Annotated in this window: 31 protein-coding genes; 20 read left to right on the forward strand and 11 right to left on the reverse strand. The window is 75.8% G+C overall.

Annotation, left to right across the window (positions count from 1 at the left end; genetic code table 11):
- Positions 1–31 precede the first annotated feature (31 nt).
- Complete coding sequence (locus Cph01nite_RS04880) at positions 32–1075, forward strand: S66 family peptidase (protein ID WP_203671672.1); 1044 nt, start codon at positions 32–34, stop codon at positions 1073–1075.
- Between the two features lie 36 nt (positions 1076–1111).
- Here Cph01nite_RS04880 and Cph01nite_RS04885 read toward each other — a convergent pair whose 3' ends face one another.
- The gene (locus tag Cph01nite_RS04885; protein WP_203671674.1) at positions 1112–1726 is read right to left on the reverse strand and encodes a TetR/AcrR family transcriptional regulator; all 615 of its coding nucleotides are present in this window, start codon (positions 1724–1726) and stop codon (positions 1112–1114) included.
- 74 nt (positions 1727–1800) lie between these two features.
- On the opposite strand from Cph01nite_RS04885, the gene Cph01nite_RS04890 reads away from it, so the two are divergent.
- The 3 genes from Cph01nite_RS04890 to Cph01nite_RS04900 are packed head-to-tail and all read left to right on the forward strand — an operon-like array spanning position 1801 to position 3376.
- Positions 1801–2631, forward strand: coding sequence for an SDR family NAD(P)-dependent oxidoreductase (locus Cph01nite_RS04890; protein WP_203671677.1), 831 nt, complete (start codon positions 1801–1803; stop codon positions 2629–2631).
- A 39-nt stretch (positions 2632–2670) separates the two neighbouring features.
- Complete coding sequence (locus Cph01nite_RS04895; RefSeq protein ID WP_203671679.1) at positions 2671–2943, forward strand: DUF1905 domain-containing protein; 273 nt, start codon at positions 2671–2673, stop codon at positions 2941–2943.
- A 58-nt stretch (positions 2944–3001) separates the two neighbouring features.
- The gene (locus Cph01nite_RS04900; RefSeq protein WP_203671681.1) at positions 3002–3376 is read left to right on the forward strand and encodes a hypothetical protein; all 375 of its coding nucleotides are present in this window, start codon (positions 3002–3004) and stop codon (positions 3374–3376) included.
- A 120-nt stretch (positions 3377–3496) separates the two neighbouring features.
- Here Cph01nite_RS04900 and Cph01nite_RS04905 read toward each other — a convergent pair whose 3' ends face one another.
- Positions 3497–3808 (reverse strand): antibiotic biosynthesis monooxygenase family protein, encoded by a 312-nt coding sequence (locus Cph01nite_RS04905; protein ID WP_203671683.1) that lies wholly within the window; start codon positions 3806–3808, stop codon positions 3497–3499.
- Between the two features lie 165 nt (positions 3809–3973).
- On the opposite strand from Cph01nite_RS04905, the gene Cph01nite_RS04910 reads away from it, so the two are divergent.
- The 5 genes from Cph01nite_RS04910 (at position 3974) to Cph01nite_RS04930 (ending at position 8358) form a co-directional block, all read left to right on the forward strand.
- Positions 3974–4921: a CPBP family intramembrane glutamic endopeptidase gene (locus Cph01nite_RS04910; RefSeq protein ID WP_203671685.1), complete on the forward strand. Its 948-nt coding sequence runs from the start codon at positions 3974–3976 to the stop codon at positions 4919–4921.
- A gap of 5 nt (positions 4922–4926) precedes the next feature.
- Positions 4927–6216 carry a sensor histidine kinase gene (locus Cph01nite_RS04915; protein ID WP_203671686.1) on the forward strand — a complete coding sequence of 430 codons (1290 nt, stop codon included), beginning with the start codon at positions 4927–4929 and terminating at the stop codon, positions 6214–6216.
- Entirely contained in the window at positions 6213–6890 is a 678-nt protein-coding gene (locus Cph01nite_RS04920; RefSeq protein ID WP_203671687.1) for a response regulator, read from the forward strand. The genes Cph01nite_RS04915 and Cph01nite_RS04920 overlap by 4 nt, the downstream gene beginning before the upstream one ends.
- Before the next feature lie 73 nt (positions 6891–6963).
- Positions 6964–7389 carry a DUF1905 domain-containing protein gene (locus Cph01nite_RS04925; protein ID WP_203671688.1) on the forward strand — a complete coding sequence of 142 codons (426 nt, stop codon included), beginning with the start codon at positions 6964–6966 and terminating at the stop codon, positions 7387–7389.
- 96 nt (positions 7390–7485) lie between these two features.
- Complete coding sequence (locus tag Cph01nite_RS04930; protein ID WP_239069035.1) at positions 7486–8358, forward strand: aminoglycoside phosphotransferase family protein; 873 nt, start codon at positions 7486–7488, stop codon at positions 8356–8358.
- Here Cph01nite_RS04930 and Cph01nite_RS04935 read toward each other — a convergent pair.
- Positions 8348–9142 carry an SRPBCC domain-containing protein gene (locus Cph01nite_RS04935; RefSeq protein ID WP_203671690.1) on the reverse strand — a complete coding sequence of 265 codons (795 nt, stop codon included), beginning with the start codon at positions 9140–9142 and terminating at the stop codon, positions 8348–8350. The two genes, Cph01nite_RS04930 and Cph01nite_RS04935, sit on opposite strands and share 11 nt — an antisense overlap.
- Complete coding sequence (locus tag Cph01nite_RS04940) at positions 9139–9717, reverse strand: ArsR/SmtB family transcription factor (RefSeq protein ID WP_203671691.1); 579 nt, start codon at positions 9715–9717, stop codon at positions 9139–9141. The genes Cph01nite_RS04935 and Cph01nite_RS04940 overlap by 4 nt, the downstream gene beginning before the upstream one ends.
- Positions 9718–9922: 205 nt before the next feature.
- Here Cph01nite_RS04940 and Cph01nite_RS04945 point away from each other — a divergent pair, with 205 nt between their 5' ends.
- Entirely contained in the window at positions 9923–10897 is a 975-nt protein-coding gene (locus Cph01nite_RS04945) for a hypothetical protein (RefSeq protein ID WP_203671692.1), read from the forward strand.
- A gap of 228 nt (positions 10898–11125) precedes the next feature.
- The gene (locus Cph01nite_RS04950; RefSeq protein ID WP_203671693.1) at positions 11126–11305 is read left to right on the forward strand and encodes a hypothetical protein; all 180 of its coding nucleotides are present in this window, start codon (positions 11126–11128) and stop codon (positions 11303–11305) included.
- Positions 11306–11378: 73 nt separating this feature from the next.
- On the opposite strand, the gene Cph01nite_RS04955 is transcribed toward Cph01nite_RS04950, so the two are convergent.
- Positions 11379–12176, reverse strand: a complete 798-nt coding sequence (locus Cph01nite_RS04955; protein ID WP_203671695.1) for a MerR family transcriptional regulator — start codon at positions 12174–12176, stop codon at positions 11379–11381.
- A 78-nt stretch (positions 12177–12254) separates the two neighbouring features.
- On the opposite strand from Cph01nite_RS04955, the gene Cph01nite_RS04960 reads away from it, so the two are divergent.
- Positions 12255–12608: a nuclear transport factor 2 family protein gene (locus tag Cph01nite_RS04960; RefSeq protein WP_203671697.1), complete on the forward strand. Its 354-nt coding sequence runs from the start codon at positions 12255–12257 to the stop codon at positions 12606–12608.
- A 16-nt stretch (positions 12609–12624) separates the two neighbouring features.
- Here the strand turns inward: Cph01nite_RS04960 and Cph01nite_RS04965 are convergent, their stop codons facing one another.
- From Cph01nite_RS04965 to Cph01nite_RS04980, 4 genes are all read right to left on the reverse strand, one after another.
- Positions 12625–13617, reverse strand: coding sequence for an SMP-30/gluconolactonase/LRE family protein (locus Cph01nite_RS04965; protein ID WP_203671699.1), 993 nt, complete (start codon positions 13615–13617; stop codon positions 12625–12627).
- A gap of 162 nt (positions 13618–13779) precedes the next feature.
- Entirely contained in the window at positions 13780–14619 is an 840-nt protein-coding gene (locus Cph01nite_RS04970; protein ID WP_203671700.1) for a PhzF family phenazine biosynthesis protein, read from the reverse strand.
- Between the two features lie 164 nt (positions 14620–14783).
- Positions 14784–15578, reverse strand: a complete 795-nt coding sequence (locus Cph01nite_RS04975) for a MerR family transcriptional regulator (RefSeq protein WP_203671702.1) — start codon at positions 15576–15578, stop codon at positions 14784–14786.
- A gap of 43 nt (positions 15579–15621) precedes the next feature.
- Positions 15622–15738, reverse strand: a complete 117-nt coding sequence (locus tag Cph01nite_RS04980; protein WP_239069036.1) for a DUF4253 domain-containing protein — start codon at positions 15736–15738, stop codon at positions 15622–15624.
- 100 nt (positions 15739–15838) lie between these two features.
- Here Cph01nite_RS04980 and Cph01nite_RS04985 point away from each other — a divergent pair, with 100 nt between their 5' ends.
- A complete protein-coding gene (locus Cph01nite_RS04985) occupies positions 15839–16549 on the forward strand; it encodes a hypothetical protein (RefSeq protein WP_203671706.1) in 711 nt (236 codons plus the stop codon).
- A gap of 38 nt (positions 16550–16587) precedes the next feature.
- Here Cph01nite_RS04985 and Cph01nite_RS04990 read toward each other — a convergent pair whose 3' ends face one another.
- Entirely contained in the window at positions 16588–17196 is a 609-nt protein-coding gene (locus Cph01nite_RS04990) for a histidine phosphatase family protein (RefSeq protein ID WP_239069037.1), read from the reverse strand.
- Between the two features lie 198 nt (positions 17197–17394).
- Here Cph01nite_RS04990 and Cph01nite_RS04995 point away from each other — a divergent pair, with 198 nt between their 5' ends.
- Together Cph01nite_RS04995 and Cph01nite_RS05000 are read left to right on the forward strand one after the other, a co-directional pair.
- Entirely contained in the window at positions 17395–17838 is a 444-nt protein-coding gene (locus Cph01nite_RS04995; RefSeq protein ID WP_203671710.1) for a hypothetical protein, read from the forward strand.
- Between the two features lie 136 nt (positions 17839–17974).
- The gene (locus tag Cph01nite_RS05000) at positions 17975–18199 is read left to right on the forward strand and encodes a hypothetical protein (RefSeq protein ID WP_203671711.1); all 225 of its coding nucleotides are present in this window, start codon (positions 17975–17977) and stop codon (positions 18197–18199) included.
- A gap of 35 nt (positions 18200–18234) precedes the next feature.
- Here the strand turns inward: Cph01nite_RS05000 and Cph01nite_RS05005 are convergent, their stop codons facing one another.
- On the reverse strand, positions 18235–19782 hold the full coding sequence (locus Cph01nite_RS05005; protein WP_203671721.1) for an MFS transporter: 1548 nt from the start codon (positions 19780–19782) through the stop codon (positions 18235–18237).
- Between the two features lie 65 nt (positions 19783–19847).
- Between Cph01nite_RS05005 and Cph01nite_RS05010 the strand changes: the two genes are divergently transcribed.
- The 5 genes from Cph01nite_RS05010 (at position 19848) to Cph01nite_RS05030 (ending at position 23168) form a co-directional block, all read left to right on the forward strand.
- Positions 19848–20429 carry a helix-turn-helix domain-containing protein gene (locus Cph01nite_RS05010; RefSeq protein ID WP_203671723.1) on the forward strand — a complete coding sequence of 194 codons (582 nt, stop codon included), beginning with the start codon at positions 19848–19850 and terminating at the stop codon, positions 20427–20429.
- A gap of 44 nt (positions 20430–20473) precedes the next feature.
- Positions 20474–21337: an alpha/beta hydrolase gene (locus Cph01nite_RS05015; protein WP_239069038.1), complete on the forward strand. Its 864-nt coding sequence runs from the start codon at positions 20474–20476 to the stop codon at positions 21335–21337.
- Positions 21338–21370: 33 nt separating this feature from the next.
- Positions 21371–22138: a ferritin-like domain-containing protein gene (locus Cph01nite_RS05020; protein ID WP_203671725.1), complete on the forward strand. Its 768-nt coding sequence runs from the start codon at positions 21371–21373 to the stop codon at positions 22136–22138.
- A 111-nt stretch (positions 22139–22249) separates the two neighbouring features.
- Positions 22250–22675: a pyridoxamine 5'-phosphate oxidase family protein gene (locus Cph01nite_RS05025; RefSeq protein ID WP_203671727.1), complete on the forward strand. Its 426-nt coding sequence runs from the start codon at positions 22250–22252 to the stop codon at positions 22673–22675.
- A 226-nt stretch (positions 22676–22901) separates the two neighbouring features.
- The gene (locus Cph01nite_RS05030) at positions 22902–23168 is read left to right on the forward strand and encodes a hypothetical protein (protein ID WP_203671729.1); all 267 of its coding nucleotides are present in this window, start codon (positions 22902–22904) and stop codon (positions 23166–23168) included.
- The last annotated feature ends 27 nt before the right edge of the window (positions 23169–23195 follow it).

Here is a 23195-nt window from a genome sequence, read left to right on the forward strand (position 1 = left end):
GCGGCGCGGGGGCCCCTGCTTGGATGGGGGGATGTCGTCCCTCGTCCTGCCGCCCAAGCTCGTCCCCGGTGACCGCGTCGCGGTGGTCTCGCCGTCGTTCGCCGCCCCCGCGGTCGCCGCGGCCGTGCACGAGCAGGCGATGCGGCGGCTGGTCGACGTCACGGGCCTCGTGCCCGTGGAGTACCCGACGACGCGGCAGCTCGGCGCGTCCCCGCAGGACCGGGCGCGCGACCTGAACGCGGCGTTCGCCGACCCGTCCATCCGCGCGGTGCTGGCGACGATCGGCGGCGAGGACCAGATCACGGTCGTGCCGCACCTCGACGCCGACGCCGTCCGGGCGGACCCCAAGCCGTTCCTCGGCTACAGCGACAACACGAACCTGCTGAGCTGGCTGTGGCAGCAGGGCGTCGCGGGCTTCCACGGCGGCTCGACGCAGGTGCACCTGGGGCCGGGCCCCGAGGTGGACGAGGTGCACCGCGCCTCGCTGCGCGCGGCCCTCCTCACCGGGGAGACGCTCACGCTGACCGAGCCGGGCGAGTCGCAGGACCTGGGCCACGCCTGGTCCGACCCGCGCGCCCTCACCGAGCACGGCGTGCGCACGCCCACCGAGCCGTGGACGTGGGCCGGGCCGGCGCGCGCCGTCACGGGACGGACGTGGGGCGGCTGCCTCGAGGTGCTCGACTGGCTCGCCCTGGCGGACCGGTTCCCGCCGACCGCGGCGCTGGAGGGCGCGATCCTGCTGCTGGAGACCAGCGAGGAGCTGCCGTCGGCCGGGACGGTCCGGCGCTGGGTGCGCGCGCTGGGCGAGCGCGGCCTGCTGGCGGCCGTCGCGGGCGTGTGCGTCGCCCGGCCGCCCGTCACCAGCTTCGAGGTGAGCCTCGACGCCGACGAGCGGGCACGTCGCCGCGCGGAGCAGCGGGACGCCGTCGTCGAGGAGGTCGCCCGGTACAACCCCGGGGCCGTCGTGTGCATCGGGGTGCCGTTCGGTCACACGCAGCCGCAGTGGATCGTCCCGTACGGCGGGCTCATGACGCTCGACGGTGCGAGCCGGACCGTGACGGCCTCGTACGCCTGACCCGGCGCGTCCGGCGCCAGGGGGACCGTCGCGTCCTCAGCCTCGGACGGCCGCCAGGGCCTCGTCCCACAGGTCCTCGAGGGGCGCGGCGCCGTCGAGGGCGAGCCAGGTCTCGGACGCGGTGTCGAGGCAGACCACGGCGGTCGCGACGATCGCGGCGGCGCGGTGCTGGGCCGACGCGTCGCTCACGCCGGCGGCGCGCAGCCGGGCGGCGAGCTCGGGGACGAGGAGCTCGCGCCAGGCCAGCTGCTTCTCCAGGTGGCGCGCCCGCAGCGTGGGGCTGTCGTGCAGCATGCGGCCCAGCGTCAGCTCGGACTCCCGCGAGGAGGCGTCCTCGCCCTGCCGCAGTGCGAGGAACGCGGCGCGGACCGCCTCCCAGGGGGGCTCCTCGACGGGCCGGCGGGCGAGCTCCGCCGCGACCCGTCGACCTCGCTCGAGCAGGTCCCCGAGGACGACGTCCTCCTTGGTGGCGAAGTAGCGGAAGAAGGACCGGCGGGAGATCCCGGCCGCCTCGACGATCTGGTCGATCGTCGTGGCCTCGAACCCCTCCCGCAGGAAGAGGTCCATCGCGGCCGTGGAGATCTCCTGCCGGACCGCCCGGCGGGTGCGGTCCCGCAGCCCGGGCGGGACGGTGTCCGTCGTCGTGTCCACGGCCCCATCCTAGGCCGCTCGGCTCGCAGGCGCGGATGTGGCACTCGGTGTCATATTCGCGTTATGGTGCCACCATGACGGCTCTCGACTACTCCAGCCAGACCACGATCGTCACGGGCGCGAGCTCCGGGATCGGTGCCGCCCTCGCACGCCGACTGGCCGCCCGGGGCTCCGACCTGGTCCTCGTCGCACGCCGCGTCGACCGGCTCGAGCACCTCGCCGCCGAGCTGCGCGACGCCCACGGCACACGCGTCGAGGTCGTGGGCCTCGACCTCGCGGCACCGCACCCCGGTGCCGCCCTCGCGGCCGAGCTCGACCGGCGCGGGGTGCGCGTCACGAGCCTGGTCAACAACGCGGGGTTCGGCACCGACGGGGCGTTCGCCGACGAGGACCCCGCGCAGCTCGCCTCGCTCGTCGCCGTCAACGTCGGTGCCGTCGTGGACGTCACGCGCGCGTTCGTCGGGCCCCTGTCCGCCGCGGGCACGGGGTTCCTGGTCAACGTCGCCAGCGTGGCCGCCTACCAGCCGATCCCCGGCATGGCCGTCTACGCGGCGAGCAAGGCGTTCGTCCTCAGCCTCACCGAGGCCCTGTGGTGGGAGCTGCGGGGGACGGGCGTCCGCACCCTGGCCTTCTCCCCGGGCCTGACCCGCACCGAGTTCTTCGACCAGATCGGCACCGCGCAGTACGGCGACGACTTCCAGAGCCCCGAGCAGGTCGCGGACGCCGTCCTGCGCGCTCTCGACCGCCGCCGCCCCGCACCGAGCGCCACGGCGCGACGACGTGACGCTGTCGCGACGGTCCTCAGCCGGCTGCTGAGCAGGCGGGCCGTCGTGACGGCCACCGCGCGGGTCGCGGGTGCCGAGCGGCTCATGGACGGGTCGCGAGCGGGTGCGTCGCTCCCGTGACGCGGTCGGCCGCGCCGGCCGGCCGGTAGGTTGGCGCGCGTGCCCACCGAGCAGCTGACCTTCACCACGACCATCGGCGTCGACGTCAAGGGCGAGACGTGGAGCTGCGTGGAGATCCCCGGGTCGGCGGAGTTCCTCGGCACCCGCCGCACCGTGCGCGTCGACGCCACGGTCGACGACGTGGTGCTCGAGAACGTCGGCGCGATGGTCACCGGGACCGGCGGGCACATGGTGTCCCTCAGCGCCAAGGTGCGCGCGGCGCTCGGCAAGGACGTTGGCGACAGCGTCGACGTGACGATCACCCGGCGGTAGCCCTGGCCGCGCGAGGCTTCGCCGACCGCGCCACCACACCCACCAGTGGAGCAGCCCCATGACCGCGAGCACGGCAGCGACCCGCCAGATCCTGTCCGCTGTCGTGCTCGCGGTGACCTGCGCTCTCACGACGACGGGCTGCGTCTACGACGCGCCCCCGCCACGATGGGCCGATCTGGTGAACGAGCGCAGGACAGCGGTCACCCTGACGTTCGACGGCTCGGCCGCAGAGCCCCAGGAGATCCCCGCACGCCAAGGCAACGTCATCCGGTACGAGGGCGAGCCCATCAGGGAAGAGGACGACCCGTGCGTGGACGTCGGCGCCACGGTGACCGACACGACCACCGGCCAGGTCCTGGGAACCGTCGACCCGCCGATCTGCGCCGAGACCAGGATCTACGTCCGTGAGGACGGCACCGTCGAGGTGCGCTGACCGTCCGGCCGCCGTCACGCGGACCGAGCGCGAACCAGGGACATCCGCGCATCGGTCGGCCCGCACGAGCGCCGAGCGCGCGGGGGACGACACCTGCGGTGAGCGGCGACGGTGATGCGGTCACCGCCCGGGAGGCGTAGCCGCGAGCACCTGCTCGTAGTGCTCCACCACCGGGAACGGGTCGTAGAAGTGGTGCAGCAGACGGCGCCACTCCTGGTACCCGGGCGAGCCGCGGAAGCCCACCGTGTGGTCCTCCAGCGACCGCCACGTCACGAGCAGCAGGTACGTGCCCGGGCGCTCGACGCACCGTGACAGCGTCAGGCCGCCGAAGCCCTCCGTGCTCGCGATGATCGACCTGGCCTGCGCGAACGCCTCCTCGAACTCGGCCTCCCGGCCCGGGACGACGGACAGCAGCGCGTGCTCGAGGACCATGCCGCCAGCATCGCAGGGGCTCGTGGTGCACCGCGCCGCACGTCCACCGGGCGCCTGCATCCTTCGATGCAACCGCCGGTCTTCGTCCCTCCGCCCGGCGCGGCCGCACCCCCCGGATTCCTAGCGTCGGGTCACGTCAGACCGACTCCGACGAGAGGGACTCCGATGAGCACCGTCACCGCACCAGCACCCCCGCAGCCACGCGGCGGTGTGCTCGACCCGGTCCGCCGCCACCCGCTGCTGTCGTTCTTCGTCCTCGCGCTCGGCATGAGCTGGCTCGCGTGGATCCCGTACATCCTGTCGAACCACGGCCTGGGCGTCTGGGACTTCACGTTCCCCGGCGACTCGGGCGGTCAGCTGCTGGGCATGCTGCCCGGCGCGTACCTCGGGCCCATCGGGTCCGCCCTGCTCGTCACCGCGATCGCCGACGGGCGCCCCGGCCTGCGCGCGTGGGCGCGCCGCCTGTGGAACTGGAAGGTCAGCTGGAAGTGGTACGCCGGCATCCTGCTCGGCGTCCCGGGGGCGATCATCCTGTCGGGCCTGGTGCTCACCGGTGGGCAGATGACCCTCGTGAGCGCCACGGTCGTGCCGGGCCTGGTCGCCGGGATGGTCGTCGGGCTGATCTTCCAGATGGTGACGACCGGCCTCGCCGAGGAGCCGGGCTGGCGCGACTTCGCGCTGCCCCGCATGCAGCGGCTCGTGGGCGCACCCGTGGCGGCCGTGGTCATCGGCGTCCTCTGGGGCGTGTGGCACCTCCCCCTGTTCCTCACGGCGTGGGGCCAGTGGGACGGCACGGCGGTGCCGTGGTTCCGCCCGTTCGTGTTCGTCGCGTTCTGCGTCGCGTTCAACGTGGTCATGACGTGGGTGTTCAACCGGACCGGCCAGAGCCTGCCGATGGCGATGCTGCTGCACGTGAGCGTCAACAACTTCGCGTCGGGCCCGTCGGACATCCTGTTCCCCACGCTGGGCCCCGACATGTTCCAGAACTCGCTGCTGCTGGGTGCCGTGGTCGCGGGGGCGGTCGTCCTCGTCGGCACCCGCGGTCGGCTCGGCTACCACCCGGAGCCGGTCGCACCCCCCGCCCCGCAGCCCGAGCTCGCGCGTCTATCGTGACGACGATGACCGAGCGACCTGCTCAGCACCGCCGCCGGCCGACGGACGTCGTGCCGGCGGCGTGCTGGGTGCTGTCGGTCGGGCTGCTCACGGGGACCGTCGTCGTGAGCGGCGCCGCCCCCGAGACCGCGAACGGCGTCCCCGCGCTGGGCGACGCCGCGTGGTGGTGGTCGGTGGGGGTTCTCGCCCTGCAGGCGGCCGTGCTCGCGCGGTGGGGCGCGCACCCGCGCCGCGCCCTGCTGACGGTCGCCGCCGCGCTGCCCGCGCTGCTGGTCCTGGGCGACGTGATCGGCGTGGGCCTGCTCGCGGTGATGGTCGCGACGTACCGGGCGGTCCTCGCGCGGCCGTCGCGGCCGCTGCTGCCGACCCTCCTGGGAGCGGGCACGCTGGTGGCCCTCGGCGTGACAGCGGCCACGCTGCGCGGTGGCAACGCGGTGCCGGTCGCGGTCGTCGCCGGGCTGATGCAGGGCGTGGCGGCCGTCGGGCCGGCGTTCGCGCTGGCGAGCGTCGTCGGGTCACGACGTGACGCGCTGGAGGCGCTCGCCCGCACCGCCGAGGCGCAGGGCCGGGAGCGCGACGCCCTGGTGCAGGTCGCGGTGGAGCGCGAGCGCACGGCCATGGCCCGCGAGCTGCACGACATCGCCGCCCACCACCTGTCGGGCATCGCCGTGATGACCGGGGCCATCGGCCGGCAGATCGACGTCGACCCCGAGGGCGCCAAGGTCGCGGTCGCGCAGGTGCGCGAGCAGAGCACCGCGATGCTGCGGGACCTGCGCCACCTCGTCGTCCTGCTGCGGGACGTCGACGCGCCTGCCGAGACCGGTGGTCCGGTGCGGATGGAGACGCTGGTGGGGATCGGGGACCTCGTGGCGCGCGCGCAGGCGTCGGGGCTCCCGGTGACGCTGGAGACGACCGGCCCCGTGACGGAGCTCGCGGCGTCGGGTGCGGTCGGGCCGCTGGCGCAGCTCGCCGCCTACCGCGTCGTGCAGGAGGCGCTGGCCAACGCCGCCCGGCACGCGCCCGGCGCGCGGTGCGTGGTCCGGCTGGACGCGACCACTCCGGGGTGCGTCGAGGTGGTGGTCCGCAACGGCCCGCCCGGCGCCGGGGCGGCACCCGCGCACGACGACCCCGGCTACGGTCTGGTCGGCATGCACGAGCGCGCGGAGCTGACCGGCGCCACGCTGCGGTACGGCACGACGCTCGAGGGCGGGTGGCAGGTCAGCCTGTCGGTCCCCGCGTCCGTCACGCCGGGGCCGGGGGACGGGCCGACGACGAGCGAGGGGCAGGACCGATGAGCGAGGCCGTCGTGCGGGTGGTCGTCGCGGACGACCAGCCGCTCGTCCGGATGGGGCTGTCGACCATGCTGGCGACCGAGCCGGGCATCGAGGTCGTCGGCCAGGCCGCCGACGGCGCGACCGCCGTGGCGCTGGCCCGCGAGCTGCGGCCCGACGTGGTCTGCATGGACATCCGCATGCCCGGCACGGACGGCATCACCGCGACGCGCCAGCTGTGCGGGCCCGACGTCGAGGACCCGGTCCCCGTGCTGGTGCTCACGACGTTCGACGTCGACGAGTACCTGTTCGGGGCGCTCGAGGCCGGCGCCTCGGGGTTCCTGCTCAAGGACGCGGAGCCCGCGACCCTCGTCGAGGCCGTCCGCTCGGTGGCGGCCGGGCACGGCATGCTCGCCAACGCGCTGACCCGGCGCGTGCTGCGGGAGGTCGTCACGCGCCGCCGCACGCAGCCGGTGACCGCGGCGCGCGCCAGCGAGCTGCTCACGCCGCGCGAGCTGGACATCCTCCTGCTGCTGGCGCAGGGCATGTCCAACGAGGACATCGCGCGCGAGCTGTACCTCGAGGTGTCGACGGTGAAGTCCCACCTGGCCCGGGTGATGCCGAAGCTCGGCGTGAAGTCGCGGCTGCAGGCGGTGGTGTGGGCGTACCAGAACGGGATCGTCGACGTCGGCGGGTGAGCAGGCTGCGGTGGACGCCGGGTGACGCCCGCCGCCGTCGCCCGGTGTCGGAGGCCGCTGGCATGCTCGCCGTGTGGAGCTGCGGTTCAGCGGTGAGGTGATCTGGTGGCGCGGTCCGGCGCCGTTCCACTTCGTCGTGCTCCCGGGCCCGGAGACGGAGCGGCTGCGTGCCGTCGCCGCGCGGGTGACGTACGGCTGGGGCTGCATCCCCGCGACCGTGACCCTGGGGTCGACCACGTTCACCACGTCGATCTTCCCCAAGGACGGCGGCTTCCGCGTCCCCGTCAAGACGGCGGCGCGCCGCGCGGAGGGGGTCGAGCTGGGGGACGACGTCGCGCTCGTGGTCGTCGTGGCGGACCCCGACGAGCCCGACGTCGAGCCGGGTGACGACGCCCCGGCCCCGGCCCGCCCCGGCCCGCGCCACGACCCCGCGGACGACGACGACTACGACGACCCCGCGGCCGACGTGACGACGGGACCCGACGACGCCGTCGGGTGAGTCGGTCACGAGGCGCGGGGCCCGGCGGCGCCGGGCGGCCGGGGCACCTGGGCAATGTCCTCGCCCACGCGGGAGCCCGCGCCTACCGTCGGGACGGTGCACGACGACGAGCTGACGATCACCGTCGACCAGGTCCGCGCCCTCGTCGACGAGCAGCACCCGCGCTGGCGCGACCTGCCCCTGCGCGCCCTGCCGCACCGCGGCACCGACCACGCGCTGTTCCGGCTGGGCGACGACCTCGCCGTGCGGCTGCCCCGGATCGCGTGGGCGCAGGAGGCGGTCGAGCGCGAGCGGGCGTCGACCGAGCGCCTCGCCGCGGCGGTGGGGGTCGAGGCCCCGGTCCCGGTGGCGGCGGGCGAACCGGGTCACGGCTACCCGTGGCGGTGGTCCGTCGTCCGGTGGGTCCCCGGCGCGACGCCGACGCGACCCACCCCGGTGCTCGCGGCGGACCTCGCGCACGTCGTGCGGCGCCTGCGCGCGCTCGACCTGCCCGGCCGGGTCAACGAGCGGCGCGCGCACCCGCTCGCCGACCTCACCGACGCGGTCGCCGCCGACGCGCGGGCCGTCGGCGACGAGGTCCCGGTCGACCGGGTGCTCCGCGCCTGGGAGGCCGCGTGCGCGGCCGACCCGTGGGACGGGGTGGGCGTCTGGCTGCACGGGGACCTCGCGCCGGGCAACCTGGTCGTGCGCGACGGCCGGCTGGTGGGGCTGCTGGACTGGGGCGGTGCCGGGCGCGGCGACCCCGCGGGCGACCTCGGTCCGGCGTGGAACCTGCTCGACGCGCCGTCGCGCGCCGTGCTCCGCGCCGTGCTCGGTGACGACGACGCCACGTGGTCACGGGGGCGCGGCTGGGCGCTGCGGCAGGCGCTGCTGCAGCTGCCGTACTACCGGACCCGGTACGTGCCGCTGGCGGACCACGCGCGCGCGACGATCCGCGCGGTCCTGGAGGACTCCGGGCTCACCGCGTGACCACGGGCAGGTCCGCCAGCCAGGCACGCCACGCCGGCTCCTCGCGCTGCACGTACGCGGCCGCGTCGGGGGAGAAGAGGTGCGCCCGCAGGTACGCGCCGGCGCCGCCCTGGCCGCCGTCGTGCACCGACGCGCTGAGCACCCCGGGCACGGGCGCCGTGAGCCGGACGACCGCCTGCCGCTCGGCGAGGCGCACCACCGTCCCGGTGTGCCCGCGCACGTCGACGGCGGAGCCCTCCTCGCCCAGCCCGAGCGCCTCGCGCAGCGCCGACCAGACGGCCGCGGCGTCGCCGGGGTGGGACGCGTCGGCCTCCAGCAGCGTCGCCTGCTGACCGGGGAAGCGCGCGAGGTACTCGCGCAGCACGTCGAACGACGGCTTCCAGCTGGTGCCCATGTCGTCCCACCACTCCTGCTCCCAGTCGGCGCCCGTGCCGAACCCGCTGGTGGTGACGTGGACGACGCACGTGCCGCCGGAGCGCGCCTCGACGACGAACTCCGACGTCATGGGGCTCAGCTCGTCCGGGTCCTTGCCCATGAGGGCGGCCCAGTCCTCCTCGTAGACGAGGCGGTGCGGCGGTTCCCAGGCGGTGACGTGCCCGTCCGAGCCCATGTCCTCGCCCATGCTGAAGTGCAGCCGGCCGCCCTCGCGCTCCTCGAGCTCGGTCGGCAGGAACCACGCGGTGAGGCCCGGGGCGGTCGCCACGGCGTGCCACACCTGCTCGGGTGTGCCCGGGACCTCGACGCTGAACTCCAGGCGGTACGGGACGTGGGGCGCGGTGCTCATGAGCTCTCCTCCGGGACGGGGTGGGCGGCGACGACGAGCCGGTGCGGGCGCCCGTCGTCGTGGTGGTAGCGGGCGGCCAGGTCGAGCACCGCGGCGGTGAGGTCGTCGGCGAACGCGGCCCGGTCGGCGGCCGACCGGAAGCCGATGCGGGTGTCGATCGCCAGCGTCGACACCCGCCCGCCGGACGTGCTCGCGCGGCGGGCCAGCGTGCCGACCTCGCGCACGAGCCGACCGGCGAGCGCGACGAGGTACCGGGCGGAGAGGCGGTCGGCGGTGGCGCCGGGGTCGGCCGCCGACGGGCTCACGGCCGCGGGGGACACGACGTAGGAGGCGGCCGACGCCTGGAGCAGGCGCTCGGTGAGGCCGCCGTGGCGACGTTCCTCGGTGAGTCCCACCAGGCCGTGCGCCTCGAGCGCGCGGAGGTGGTAGTTGACCTTCTGGCGGGTGAGGCCGACGCGCGCCGCGAGCCCGGCGGCGGACGCCGGCACGGCCAGCTCGGCGAGCAGCCGGGCGCGGACAGGGTCCAGCGCGGCGGCCGCGGCGTCCGCGTCCTCGATGACCTCGATCTGCTGCACCCCTCCAGAGTCCCTTTGACAGGAATTGCTGTCAAGGGGTGACCTGCGGGGTTCCGTTGCGGGCTGCACGCCGACGCGGGCGTGGGGGCGGGGCAACGGGTGCGGTGGCGCGCGACCTCGGGAACACTCGACCGCACCTGACGCCGGAGGGCGCGGGTCCGGACGACGCCGACGTCGCCCGGTGCGACCCGGGAGGGGAGGCCGCGTGGGACGCCGCAACGCCTGGCGACGAGCCCTCCTCACCGCCGCCACCGGCGCCGGCCTCTGGGCGGCCACCGCCGTGCTCGCCGCTCCCGCCCAAGCCGCCGAGCCGCCGCCGGTAGACCTCCTCGGCGGGGTGGCCGGCGGGGTAGCAGGCGTGCTGGACGGCGTGGTCGGCGGGGTCGTCGACGGCGTGGTCGGCGGCGTCGCGGCCCCCGTCGTCGAGACCGTCGGTGCCCTCACCGCTCCCGTGACCGTGCCCGCGGCCGACCTCGTGGCACCGCTGGTCGAGCCCGTGGCCGGCGCGCTGGCCCCCGTCACGACGCCCGTCCTCGGTGCGCTCGACCCGGTGACGGCCCCCGTGGTCGACGCGCTCGCCCCTGCGCTGACTCCCGTCGGGGAGCTGGTCGCCCCGGTGACGACACCGCTCGCGCCGGTGGTCACGCCGCTCGGCCCCGTCGTCGGTGCCGGCCTCGCGCCCGTCGTCGACGACCTCGTGCCGGCGGTCCGCCCGGCGCCGGGCGGGCCGGTCGCGGCACCGGCCGCACCGACGGCGCCCGGGACCGACCCCGCACCCGGCGCCTCGACCACCGGTCCAAGCGCCGGTCCGACCACCGCTCCACCGGAGGGGCCGGTCCTCGCCGCCCCGCCGCCCGAGCAGCACCCCGGCGGCGCGCCCGTGCGTGCCGACCGCCCCGACCGTGCGGCGGTGCCGGCGCCCGTCGCGCCGGCCGCTCCCCCCGGTGGGCCGGTCCTCGCGGCTCCGCCGCCGGGCCCGCCCGCCGCGCCGGGGCCGTCCGCGCCGTCGCCGTCCGCCGCGGGCGGCACGTCCACCACGTCCTCGGTCCAGCAGCCCGAGGTGGCCGTACCTCCCGGTGCGGCCCGCTCCGCCGTGCTCGTCGCGCGCGGCCCCACCGCGTCGGGTGACGTCGTCGTGCCGGCCGGGCTGGCGGCGCGCCCCGGCGCCCGCCCCGGCTGACCCCACCCCGCCCGTCGACGCAGCGGACCGCCTCGCGGCGGACGTGCGCGGCGGGCTGCGGTCGACCCGTCGTCGGTGACGGGGTCGATCCACGGCGTCGTGCGCGGCCGGGCCGCGGCGACGCCGAGCGGTGGCCCTCGCGGTGGGCGGGGACGGGTCGGAGGGGGCTCGCGCCTCGCCCGCCGCGACGGGCCGCCGGTGGAGGCCGGCTACCAGGGAGGGACGATCATGCGGGAGCAGGACAGGGCACGGCGGGCCACGCACCCCGCCGATCCGGCGCTGCCGGAGCAGCGCGGTGCGGCCGACGTGGGCGACGACGTGTGGGGCTCGGCGCGCACGGAGGCGCCGCACACGGTGGTCCCCGCGGCTGGTGAGGTCCGCAGCTGGGCGTGGGAGGTCGACGCCTGACGGGTCCGTCACGCGCGCTGTGTGCAGCTGGGGACGCCGGCCGTCCCCAGCTGCACACACGGGTGCGCGTCGGTCAGGGCACGGCGACGCGGAACACGGGCCACCCGATCTCCGTGCGCCACGCCGACGGGTCGGGGGTGTCGCGCGGGCCGACCAGGTACGTCTCGCGCACGGGCCCGGCCACGGCCAGCGTGTTCGCCACGACCCAGGAGCCGAGCCGGCCGTAGGTCACGTCGATGTCGTCGTGCTCCCCGGTGTGCGTCGTGACGGCCAGCTCGACGGCGGGCAGCGTCACCGGGTGCACCCGGCCCACCGTCGCCGGGCGGTCCGTCGGCCGGTACACCAGCGCGTGCCCGCGGCCGTGCTGGAACAGCGCGTCGTCGTACAGCCCGCCCGGCGGACCGCTGGGCACGGGCACCGCGGCGTCGAGCTCGGCCATCGCGCCGGCGTACCAGGCCAGGACGTCGTCGTGCGACACGTCCGCCGCGACGGCCGCGACCGTCACGGCGGGCACGGCGCGCAGCTCCACGTCCACGGGCGCGGGGTCGGGCTCCAGCAGCCGGCGCAGCGAGACGACGGCGGCACGCGTGCGGGCCAGCTCGGACTCGAGCCGTCGCAGATGGTCCGCGACCAGGCGGGCGCGGGTGTCCGGGTCGTCGGTGCGCAGGATCGTCCGCACCTCGGCCAGCGGGACGTCGAGCTCGCGCAGCCGGTGCACCACCTGGGCCACCGGGATCTGGTCGGTGCTGTAGGAGCGGTAGCCCGTGACGTCGTCGACGGACGCGGGCTCCAGCAGCCCCGCGTCGTGGTACCGCCGCAGGGTGCGGACGCTGAGGTGGGTCAGGCGCGAGAACTCCCCGATCGTCAGCACGCGGCCATCGTCCACCCTCCCCCCGGGGGAGGGTCCAGCGCTTGACCCTCCCGGCGCGGGACGCCGCAGCCTGGCGCCATGAGCACCCACGTCGAGACCAGCGACCTGCCCGCCACGATCCGCACCTACCTCGCCGCGCACGCCGCCCGCGACACCGACGCGGCCCTGCGGCTGTTCACCCCGGACGCCGTCGTCGTGGACGACGGCAGCACCTACCGCGGCACGGAGGGGATCCGCCGGTTCCTCTCGCGGGCCGGGGCCGAGTTCACGTACACGACCGAGCTCGTCGCCGCCGAGCGCGTCGACGCCACGCACTGGGTGGCCACGCACCGCCTCGAGGGCGACTTCCCCGGTGGCGTCGTCGACCTGGCCTACCGCGTCGTCCTCGACGGCGACCTGATCGCCGAGCTCGTCATCGCACCGGCGCCCTGAGGCCCCCAGGGCGGCGTCAGGGCACCGGGATGCGCGACACCGTGAAGGGCCCCGGGGTGCCCCCGGCGGCCCGGGTCGCGAACTGGCTGTTCACCACCAGCAGGCTGCCGCCGGCTCGGGCGATCGTCGTCGGGTCGTCGAACGACGGGTCGGTGGTCCGCGACAGGACGGTCCCGGACCGCAGGTCCCGGTCGAGGCGCACGACGACGACCGACTGCGGGCCGGCCGTCCACTCGGCCGCGAGCAGCCGGTGGCCGTCGAGCAGCAGGCCGTCACCGGCGACCGAGGCCCCGCCCAGGTCGATCCGCTGCACGCTGCCGTCGGCCAGCCCGACGCGGAACAGCTCGCCCGTGCGCGTCTTGGCGACCACGGCGTGCCGCCCGTCGCGTGAGACGACCAGGCCGTTGGCGTTGATGTCCTGGTCGTACGTGAAGTCCGTGCCCTCGAACGACACGACCGGCTCCAGCAGCGCGGTGGTCGTGGTCCGGCGCTCACGTCCGTCGATGCGGTAGAGCACCGGGCGCGACGAGTCCGTCACGTATACGTCGCCGCGGGGGCCGACGGTGAGGTCGTTGACGAACGTCGGCGTGCCGTCCTGCGCGACCTGCCACGACCCCGTCAGCTCGCGGGTCCGCAGGTCGTACGCCCACACGCGCCCGGTGGCGCCGCCGGCGACGAGCAGCGTGCGACCGTCCACCTCGAGCCCGACCGCCATCGTGCGCCCGTCCTGCCCGCCGGCCAGGAACGGCGTGGCCGTGGGGTGGCGGAGGTTCCCGCGGTAGATCGTCCCGTCGGTGGTGCTGCTGACGTAGAAGTCCGTGCCGCGAGCCGCGACGCCCTCGGGGTACACGTCGTCCGCGGCGGGGCCGACGGGGTCCAGCAGGTACGTCGTCGGGAGGTCGGGTCCGCGCCCCGGCCCGTGTCCCGGCCCGTGCGCGGCGGCCGGCGCGGCCGTCGCGAGCGTGAGTGCGACGACGGCGGCGAGGGTGGTCGTGAGGCTCGGGCGCATCGGTCTACCCCTTCGCGGGGGCGTCCGCCTCCCCGGCGCGGGCCCCCACCGACGCCGGGAGTGCACCGGGAGGAGTTTGGGACGAAACCGGCGCGCTGCCCACTGTAGGGACGGCGCCGGGACCCGTGCCAGGTGCGGGCGCCGACCGGTCCCGGGTCGCGCTCACAGCAGCACCGACCCCTCGATGCAGGTCGTCGTGTCACCGCCGATCCACAGGTCGTCGCCGAGCTGCTCGACGTGCACGCGACCCCGGCGCTGCAGCGCCGTCCCCTGCGCGGCGACGTAGCGCGTCGGCAGCGTGCCGTTGCCGACGAGCCAGCGGGCGAGGCCGGCGTTGAGGCTGCCGGTCACCGGGTCCTCGGCGAACCACTCGCCGAAGATGAACCCCCGGACCTCGACGTCGGCGTCGTGCCCGGAGCCCCACGGCCCGACGACGCCGACGAACAGGTCGCCCACGGCCGCCGGGTCGGGCCGGATCGTGAGGACCTCGTGGGCGTCGGCGAGCACGACGCCGATCCACGGCGGGCCGTTGTCGATCCACTCGCACGCCACGACCGCCGTGTCGGGCAGCCGCAGGTTCGCCACGACCCGCGCGCGGACCTCGGGCGCGACCGGGCCGGACCGGCGCAGCGGCGGTGCCGCGAACGCGAGCCGCCCGGCGTCGCGCCGCAGGCGCACGAGCCCGATGCCGCACTCCTGCACGACGGTCCCCTCGTCACGCGGGCGTCCACCGGCGGCGAGCCACGCGTGTGCGCTGCCGAGGGTCGGGTGCCCCGCGAACGGCAGCTCGCCACCGGGCGTGAAGATCCGCAGCCGGTAGTCGGCGGTCGCCGGGTCGGTCGGCGGCAGGACGAACGTCGTCTCCGAGAGGTTGGTCCACCGGGCGAACGCCGCCATCTCGTCGTCGGCGAGGTCGGTCCCGTCCAGCACGACCGCGACCGGGTTCCCGCGGTAGGGGGTCGCGGTGAAGACGTCGACCTGGGCGAACGCGCGCTCTCTCATGCGGCCAGCCTGGACCCGGGACGCCGCGCCGCGCGACCCCCGTCCACGCTGCGTGACCGTCGCGGATCGCGAGCACCCCGGTCCCGCGCGCCGAGCTCAGGACGGTGGCCTCTCGCGGTCCTGCGGGACGCGGTCTTCGTCCGGTGAGGGCACCGGCGAGGGTGCTAGGGGGCGGGCGGCGCGTCGGCGACGGCGAGCTCGTGGGTGAGCTCCATGCAGCGCAGGCGGGCGGGGGAGAAGTCGTAGGGCATCATCGCCACGGCCTCGAGCACGCCCGTGGACCCGTCGACGCTGCAGGCGGCCGGTGCGGCGAGGTTCCGCCCGTCGTCAGCGGTCGCGGTGTGCTCGGCCTCCCAGGAGTCGATGAGCGCGTCGTCGCGCTGCCCCTGGCCGGAGTCCTCGATCGCGGCCGCCAGCCTCAGCTCGAAGGCGTGCCGGTCGGCTGCGACCCGGGCCACGCGGGGGTCGTCGACGGCGACCGTGTCGTCGAGTGCCTCCTCGGCCGCATCGAGGCGGTCGGACTCGGCCCGCAGCTCCGGGTGGGCGGCCAGGGCGATGAACCGGCCGGCCTGGATGGCCGCGCCGAGCGGGCCGAAGATGTGCTCGGTGACCAGCAGGACGTCCAGGTCCGCCTGACGCAGCGCACCCTCGGGGAGGCTCTCGAGCCGGTCGGCGACGACGTCGGAGAGCAGACGCCCCCGGCTGCCGGTGCCGGCCGGAGTCGGGTCGGCCAGGGCGGCACCGATGCGGTCCGCGGAGATCCCGGCATCGGCCATCCGGCGGATCCACAGCAGCCGGACCACCTCGTCGTGGCCGTACCGGCGGTCGTCACCGCCCGGCTCGGGCTCGGGGAGCAGGCCGGTCGCGTGGTGGCGACGGATCGCCTGCGGGGTGGTGCCGACGAACGACGCCGCGTCGTCGATCGTGACGTGACGCGGCGGGACGAGGGACGGAAGCATCAGCGGAGGCCCTCCTGGGTGGGGTGCGGTCGTGGTCGGTGCGTCAGTCCCACCAGAAGTCCCAGGACTCCGACCCGACCTGGTCCTGCGCGAGCTCCCTGAGCGTGCCGACCCCCTGGTCGACGACGTCGCTGCCGCGCCACCGAAGATCCTGCGCCACCACGTCACGGGGTCATCCCACCACGGCGGCTCTCCGGATCGGGTCGGCGCGACCGCGGGAGAGGCGGGCACCACGACCCGATCGCGCCTACGCTCGCGTCGTGGCGCGGCAGCAGGTGACCCGGTACCTGGACGCGCGCGGCCTGCTGTCCGCGCCCGCGGACCACCGGCACGTCGAGCGGGTGCTCCGGGAGGACGGTTGGACGCCGTGCGGCGCTGGTGACTGGGCCGTGGCCCTGCGGTCGCCCGACGGGACGACGGCGGCGCGGATCAGCCCGTTCGACCCCACCGGCCCGTTCACGGCAGCCCTGTACGTGCGGGCCGCGCACACCCGCCAGGTGCCCGAGCTGCTGGCGCACCGGCGCCTGACGGGCGGCGGCGACCTCCAGGTGCTCGAGTGGCTCGCACCCGTCCCGGACGGCGAGGCCCTCGCGCTCCAGCACGCCCTGGCCGCACCGTCCCGGGAGCTCGCGGAGCTCGCGGCGATCGTGCGTGACCTGCACGAGCAGGCGCGACGCGAGCTGCCGTGGTGCGGTCCGCTGGACCACAACCCGGCCAACGTCATGCGTGCGGCGGACGGTCGGCTCGTCGTCCTCGACCTGTTCTACGCCGACGGCCCGGATCTGTACGCGACCGCGGAGTCGGACCCGGACCGCGTCGCCGCGCTGATCCCCGAGACAGAGCGCCGGTTCATGACCGAGATCCCGCTGGCGACGTCCGGGCCGTGGGACCCGGCGTCGCGGGAGCGGGTGCGTGCCGGACTCGCGGCCGCCGACGCGCGCCGGGCGGCGTCCGGCGCCCCCGGCTCCTGAGCCGCGGGGTCGGCACCGGGCCGTCCGCCGTCGCGGCGTCACCGCAGGTGGGCGACGTCCCCCACGGCGACCACGGCGCGGTTGTGGAAGAACCCGTCCTCGCGCAGCGTCGTGATGCTGCCCGACGGCACCGGGAAGGCGACGTGACCGGCTGCCTCGATCGGCATGCCGATCCACGCGGCCACGACCAGGCCGGCGGTGAACCCGTGGGTCACGACCACCAGCTCGTCGACGTCGCGGGCGAGCAGGTCCGTCATCGCGTCGTAGACGCGGACGGCCACGTCGAGCCGGGTCTCGGTCCCCGGCGCGCCGTCGTGGTGACGGAGACGGTCACCGACCGCCGGTGGCGGCACGAAGCGGGCGTCGAGCCACGCCTGCGGCCGTCCGCCGGCCTCGCCGTAGGACTTCTCCCGCAGTCGCGGGTCGAGGGTCGGTTCGACGCCCAGCGCAGCGCCGATGCTCGCGGCGGTCAGGCGCGTGCGCTGCAGGTCCGACGCGACGACGGCGACCCGGGCGGACGTCTCGATGCGGTCCCGGAGAGCCCTGGCGAGCGCCGCCGCCTGCCGTTCCCCGCGCGGGGTCAGCGTCGAGTCGAACTGCCCGCCGACCAGGCCGTCGACGTGGTGGGTCGCCTCGGGGTGGGTCACGACGCTGACCGTGCGCTCGCGCGGGGGGACCTGGCCGGGAACGGGCGGGGCGGGGCAGGGGTGCGGTGCGGCATCCACGAGGTCAACCTTGTCAGGTCTCTCGCAGCAGACGCCGACGTCGGACGTCGACGGTGCGGTGGCGCTGCCGGCGCCGACGGTCCGGCTGGTCGGCGTGCGGCGAGGCGCTACCGTGCGCGCATGGGCAACCTCAGCGACGTCGGTGACCGGGACGGCTGGCGCTGCTGGCTGTGCGACGAGCCGGTGGACCCGCACGCGTCGGTGAACTCCGACCTCGGGCCGAGTGTCGACGGGGGCGTCGTCGCCAAGGGCAAGAAGGGTGCGGGCGGCACCGAGCGGCTCGCGCACCGCGCCTGCAACACCCGCAAGGGTGCGGTCAAGCCGGTCGTGGCCTGGTCGCCGGACCTGTTCGTCGTCGACCCGGCGCCGATCGCGGAGACCGTGGAGCGGCTGCGGCGCAAGGGCGGCCGTGAGGTCGTCGCGCGCTGCCCGAGCCGCGACGACGCCGACCAGGCCGCCGAGTGGCTGGTCGACCGGCTGTCGCGGTTCGCCCCCGACCTGGCCGTCACGACGCAGGTCGAGCCGGGTGGCGGGCAGTTCCTGCTGGCCCTGCGCGCGCGATGACGTCCGTCGGCGTCGCGCGCCGTGCGGACCGCACGAGCGCGCGGACCTCCCTGGTCGCCCTGCTCGTCGCGGTCGCCGCGCTCGCCGGCTGCGCCTCGCCCGCACCGCCGGGGCGGGCCCCGACGTCACGGGCACCGTGGCCGCAGCCGTGGACGGGGGCGACCCGACGCTCTCGGCCGCGTCCGACGCCTCCTACGAGGGCATGGCGCTGCGGCTCGCGGACGCGGTCGTCGTCGACACGGACGGTCGCCCGACGGACGCGCCCGGCGACGGTGACCAGGTCGAGGTGTGGGTCGGGGAGGCCTGCGCGGAGTCGTACCCGGTGCAGTGCGAGGTCGTCGCCGTCCGCGTGCTCGGCTGAGGAGGGCTCGCCCCGGGGGGAGGTCCGCGCCCGTGTCAGGCCCGGGACCCGGTCCCGGGGCCACGCACGACGACCACCACCACCAGGGCGACCAGGACGGCCGCGCCGACCCACATCGACTGCTGCCAGCCGATGACGAAGGCCTCCCGGGCCGCGGTGAGGACCTGCTCGGCGTGGTCGCCGGCGGACCGGCTCGCGGCGTCGGCGCGGGCGATGCCCTCGCCGGCGGTCGCGGCGAGCGCGTCCGGGACCCCGTGGAGTCGTTCGCCGATCGCGCCCCGGTAGCCGGCGACGAGCAGGCCGCCCAGCAGGGCGATGCCGAGGGCGGAGCCGAGCTCGCGGGTGAGGTCGTTGAGGGCCGAGGCCACGCCCTGCTGCTCCCGCGGCAGGGACGAGGTGATGGCCTCGGTGGAGGGGGTCATCGCCAGGCCGGCACCGAGACCCATGGCCATCAGGCCGGGCAGCACACCGAGGTAGCCGCTGGTGGGCGAGACGGACGCGGCCATCAGCGCGAGCCCGGCGGCGGCGACCGTCAGGCCGGTGACCATGGTCGCCCGCACCCCGATGCGGGCCGCGATCCGGGGGGCGAGCCCCGAGGCGAGCATCATCAGCAGCGCCATGGGCATCAGGCCCAGCGTCGCCCGCAGCCCGCTCCAGCCGAGCAGCACCTGGAAGTAGGGGTAGAGGACGAGGGAGACCCCGCCCTGCACCCCGAACAGCACGAGCAGCAGGGTCGAGCCCGAGGACAGGCGCCGGTCGCGGAACGCCCGCACGTCCAGCAGGGGCGACGGTGCGCGCAGCTCCTGCACGACGAACCCCGCGGCGGCGGTCACCGCCGCCACCAGGGTGAGGACGATCAGCGGGTCGCCCCAGCCGAGCGTCGGCGCCTCGTGCAGCGCCACGGTGAACCCCACGGCGGCGACGACGGACGTCAGGGTGCCGAGCACGTCGAACCGGCCCGGCGCGGGGTCCCGAGACTCCGGGACCGCGCGGACGGCGACGAGTGCCGCGGCCAGCGTGAGCACGACCGGAAGGGCGAACAGCCACCGCCAGGTCGCGACGTCGACCAGCAGCGCCGAGAGGTACATCCCGAGGATGCCGCCACCGCCGGCGACGGCGGTCCAGGTGCCGATCGCCCGGGAGCGCTCGGCGTCCGGGAAGGACGACGTGATCACGGACAGGGTGACGGGCATGATCATTGCCGCACCGACCCCGCTGAGCAGCCGGGCGCCGAGCATGACCTCCGCGGTGGCCGCGGTGGCGGCGGCGAGGTTGGCGACGGCGAACACCGCGAGACCGACGAGCAGGACGCGCCGGCGTCCCCGACGGTCGCCGGCGGCGCCCAGGGGCAGCAGCAGGGCTGCCAGGGTCAGGGTGTAGGTGTTGATGATCCAGAGCACCTGGCCCTGGGAGGCGTCGAACGTCGTGGCCAGCTGGGGCTGGGCGACGTTGAGCCCGGAGACGGACGCGACGACGGCCATGAGGGCAAGGCAGGCGGCCAGGAGGACGGACCGGCGCCGCCGGGGGTCGTCGATCACCGGTGCGGTCGGGTGCGCCACGCGCGGCTGGGAGGGTGTGGTCATGGCTCCCAGGGTCGAGCGAGCCGCGCGTGCTGGCAAAGATTCTTGCCAATTGGCAAAGTGGCCGGGTGGACGACCTCGAACCGACCCTCGACGCCGTGGGGCTGCGCCTCAAGGACCTGCGACTGCGTCGCGACGTCACCCTGACCACGCTCGCCGCCGAGACGGGCATCTCCGTGAGCACCCTCTCGCGCCTGGAGGCCGGGCTGCGTCGCCCGACGCTCGAGCAGCTCCTGCCGCTCGCCCGGTACCACGGCGTCACGCTCGACTCCCTCGTCGACGCACCGCGCACCGCGAACCCGCGGGTCGACCTGCGGCCGATGGCGTGCAGCGACGGGTCGGTGATCATCCCGCTCACCCGCCGCCCGGGCGGCATCCAGGCGTACAAGTTCGTGCTGCCCATCGGGAGTGACGCGGCGGTCCCGGAGCTGCGTTCCCACGAGGGGTACGACTGGGCCTACGTCCTCAACGGGACGCTGCGGCTCGTCCTCGGTGACCAGGACCTGCGGCTGCGGGCCGGTGAGGCGGCGGAGTTCGACACCCGGACGCCCCACTGGTTCGGTGCCACCGGTGCGGGGCCCGTCGAGTACCTGAGCCTGGTCGGTCGCCAGGGCGAGCGCGCCCACGTCCGGGTGACCGCCGGCGGGTAGGGGCGGTCCGGGGCCGTGCTCCTGACGCGGCTAGGGTCCTGAGCGTGCCCGATGCCGTGCCGTACCGCCCGCTGCCGCTCGACCTCACGTCCGTCACGTACGCGCACGGCCCCGACTCCCAGCGCCGGGCCGACGTGCCGCAGGGCACGACCGTCGAGCTGACGGTGGACACGAGCGCGGTCTACCCCGGGACGTCGCGCAGGGTCTGGATCCACGTCCCCACGCACGCGGCGGACGCCCCGCCTGCGGCCCTGATGGTGGTCAACGACGGCTGGTGGTACCTCGACCCCGACGGGCAGGTGCGCGGCGGGATCGTCCTGGACAACCTCGTCCACGCCGGGGACATCCCGTTCACGATCGGGGTCTTCGTGGAACCGGGCCTGCTCGTCGGCGCCGACCAGCCGAAGCACCGCAACGTCGAGTACGACGCGTTCGACGACCGCTACGTCACCTTCCTGCTCGACGAGGTCATCCCGCTGGTCGCCGAGCGGTACCGGCTCACGGACGACCCGGAGCAGTGGGGGATCTGCGGCGGCAGCAGCGGCGGCAACGCCGCCTTCACCGCTGCGTGGCTGCGCCCCGACCGCTTCCGCCGCGTCGTGGCCTACCTGTCGAGCTTCGCCCAGATGCCCGGCGGCAACCCGTACCCGGAGCTGGTCGCGCGCACCGACCGCAAGCCGCTGCGCGTCTTCCTGCAGGCCGGGCACCGGGACCTCAACTGGGACGCACCGAGGAGGAACTGGCTGGCCGAGAACCTGCGGGTCGCTGCCGCACTGGCCGAGGCCGGCTACGACCTGCGTCTGGTGCTCGGGGACGGCGGGCACAGCCCCAACCACGGTGGCGTCCTGCTCCCCGACGCCCTGCGGTGGTCGCTGAACCCCGCCGTCCCGGGACGCGACGCCCGCTGACGCAGGCCGTCACGCAGGCCGTACCGTCGCCGCATGTCGTTCGACGCGTGGCTCACCTACTACCGGCGCAACCCCGCACGCCAGGCGCGCCTCGAGTCCGGGATCGACTGGTCCGAGCCCACCCCGCTGACCGGCGACGCCCGTGCGGCCATCGGGCGGTCGCTGCAGCGCTTCGAGCTCGGCGAGTCGGGGGACGGCGCCAGGCTCCTGGCCAAGGCCGAGAGCGCCGGCGACCCGACCTACGTCGCGGCGCTCCGGCTGTTCGTGGCCGAGGAGCAGCGGCACTCGGCGCTGTTCGGGCGTGCGCTCGACCACCTCGCCTGGCCGCGGCTCACCTCGCACTGGTCCGACGCGGCCTTCACCGCGCTGCGCCGGGCGCTGGGACTGCGCACGGAGCTCGCGCTGTTCCTGGTCGCCGAGGCCGTGGCCCTGCACTACTTCGCCGCCCTGCGCGACGGCTGCCCCGACCCGCAGGTGGCCCGGATCGCGACGCGCATCCTGGCCGACGAGGACGAGCACGTGCGCTTCCAGGTGCACCGGCTGCACGAGGGCTTCGCGGGCTCGACGTGGTGGACCCGCGCGGTCGCCCGGGTGCTCTGGTGGCCCGTCGCGGTCGGTGCCGCGACGGTGGTCGCCCTGGACCACCGGGCCGCGTTGCGTGTCTGCGGCGTCCGGCCCGCGACCTTCCTGTCGCGCGCGCTCCGGAGCTTCGCCGAGGCGTCGGCCCTGGCGCTGACGCCCGGGCCGATCGCCGTCGACGGCCCCGCGAGCACCGAGCACCTCGACCGGCCGCGGCCCTGACGGACGCCGGTGGCCGGGCGGCACCGCGGAGGGCGGTCTGCGCCGTGGGATGAACGGGCGTCGGAGCGTCGTTGGCCCTGAGGTGAGCCGTTCCCGCACCGAGGAGACCTCATGAGCGCCGACACGTCCCTGACCGCCGCCGACGTCGAGCTGCTGCGTCGTCCGCTGCACGGGTTCCTTACCGTCGCCGCCGGGCCCGTCCCGGCGCAGCCGCGACCCGTGTGGTTCGAGCTCGCGGACGACGGCACCGTCCAGCTCTTCACCGGCCCCGACACCCTCAAGGTGCGTCGCCTGCGCCGTGACCCCCGGGCCTCGCTCGTCGTCGCCGCACCCGTGGGCGAGCGGGAGCACTGGGTGTCCGTGGCCGGCCCGGTCACCGTGGAGCCCGACGGCGCGCACGACCTGGCGGCGCGGCTCGCCGCGCGCTACTGGGACCTCACCGACCCGGTCCGTCAGCAGGACCTCGCGGGCCTCCTGGCCGAGGACCAGGTGCGTCTGGTGCTGCACCCCGAGACGATCGGTCGCTTCGCGTACTGACGGGCGTCGGACCCCTCGCCGTGGACCGCCGCCGTGTCCGAGGCGGCGGGGCGGTGGGTGTCGGCGGGGTCGACCTGTTCGAGGCCGGCGGCTTCGAGGTCGCCGCGCCGACGACGGGTCGCAGCGGCCACCGTCCACGCGTCGTGGTGCGCCGCGAGCTGGAGGGGTCGGACGCACGCGACCTGTCGTGGCGGACGGCGGAGGGGCGTGCCCCTACCCTCGTCGCGTGTCCTCTCGTCGTCGCGCCTCGGTCGTCCTGGTCGTGGGACTGGTCCTGGTGGTGGTCGGGGTCACCGTCCTGCTGACGAACCGAGGTGACGAGAGTCTCGGCTGGTTCGCCTACGCACCGCTGGCCGAGGCGACCTACTCGCCCGGGCTGGTCGTCACCTCGACGCACCTGTGGGCGGCTGGAGCGGCAGTCGTCGGCCTGGTCGCCACGAGCGGTGCGGTGGGGTTCATCGTCGGTCGACGGGACCGGGGGCGCGGGGCCTAGGGGGCATCTCCGGGCAGAGTCGGCCCC

Source organism: Cellulomonas phragmiteti (assembly GCF_016862775.1).
Lineage (GTDB): Bacteria > Actinomycetota > Actinomycetes > Actinomycetales > Cellulomonadaceae > Cellulomonas > Cellulomonas phragmiteti.